A 1,439-nucleotide genomic window follows, 5' to 3' on the forward strand; every position below is an offset into this window, starting at 1 on the left:
TGCGGATACCTTTAAATGGTACGCGCTCTTCCTCAGCACGTGGATCTGCTGCTGGTGCGGATGGTGCTGCAGCTTTCGCTTCTTTCTTAGCAGGCTCTTGTGCTTTTGCAGCTTCTTTCGCTACTGGTGCAGCCGCTTGACCTCCACCATTTTTGAAAGCTTCTACATCTTCTTTGGTGATTTTACCATTTTTGCCGGAGCCACTCACTTGAGCGATGTTTACACCTTGCTCACGAGCAAATTTGCGGACGCTAGGTGTAGCCAATACGTCTTTGTTAGAAGCAGCAGGTGTTGCAGCTGGTTTTGTGTTAGCTCCGCCTTTTGCAGCATCCTCTTCTTGTTTCACAGCAGCTGGTGCATCTTCTTGTTCAGGAAGTTCGCCCTCTGCAGCGATTACAGCCACAACTTGACCTACATTAAAGATGTCGCCGTCTTTGGCAAATACTTCTTGAACCGTACCATTGACTGGACACGGAACTTCAACTACTGCCTTATCGTTCTGTACTTCCATGATGATATCTTCATCTGTTACTTTGTCGCCGGGCTTGATGTGAATCTTGATGATTTCGCCTTCGTGAAGACCTTCACCTAGCTCCGGGAATTTATATTCAAATCTAGCTGTACCTGCAGCTCCGCCTTGTGCAGCAGCACTTGGTTCAGGGCTAGCAGCTGGTGCTTCTGGTGCATCTTCTTGTTCAGGAAGTTCACCTTCTGCATCAATTACAGCTACGACTTGACCTACGTTAAAGATGTCGCCGTCTTTGGCAAATACTTCTTGTACTGTACCATTAACCGGACAAGGAACTTCAACTACAGCCTTATCGTTTTGTACTTCCATGATGATATCTTCATCTGTTACTTTGTCGCCGGGCTTGATGTGAATCTTGATGATTTCGCCTTCGTGAAGACCTTCACCTAGCTCCGGGAATTTATATTCAAATTTAGCCACGTTTAAAACCTCCCAAATTTACGGTGTGCTTTAATTAAAATTCCAATACTTTATTAACCGCATCAATGATACGTGTTGGCGTTGGCAACCAAGTATCTTCAATTTGAGCAAAAGGATAAACGGTATCTGGACCTGCTACACGCAGAACGGGTGCTTCCAGATGCAGGATTGCTTTTTCGTTAATTTGTGCAATAACTTCAGCAGCTACACCGGAGCTCTTTTGCGCTTCTTGAACAACGATGGCACGATTGGTTTTTTGAATAGAAGCAACAACGGTATCAATGTCAATCGGGCTAATGGTACGCAAATCAATGATTTCTACTTTGATACCTTTTGTTTTTTCCAGCTCATCAGCAGCTTTAATCGAAGTGTGTACCATCATACCGTAAGTAATGATCGTCACATCGGAACCTTCACGAACTACATTAGCTTTGCCCAGTTCAACTGTGTAATCATTCTCAGGAACTTCAGCGCGGAATGCATGATACAG

Annotated in this window: 2 protein-coding genes; both read right to left on the reverse strand. The window is 44.8% G+C overall.

Translation table 11 applies throughout. From position 1 onward, the window contains the following. Positions 1-892 (reverse strand): biotin/lipoyl-containing protein (locus GRP75_RS26745; RefSeq protein WP_483311119.1); only part of this gene is annotated, 892 nt, incomplete at its 3' end. Between the two features lie 91 nt (positions 893-983). Beyond that, a partial coding sequence (locus GRP75_RS26750; protein ID WP_272917247.1) for a transketolase C-terminal domain-containing protein occupies positions 984-1,439 on the reverse strand: 456 nt, incomplete at its 5' end.

This window comes from Paenibacillus sp. OT2-17 (assembly GCF_009827695.1).
GTDB classification, from domain to species: Bacteria; Bacillota; Bacilli; order Paenibacillales; family Paenibacillaceae; genus Paenibacillus; species Paenibacillus polymyxa_B.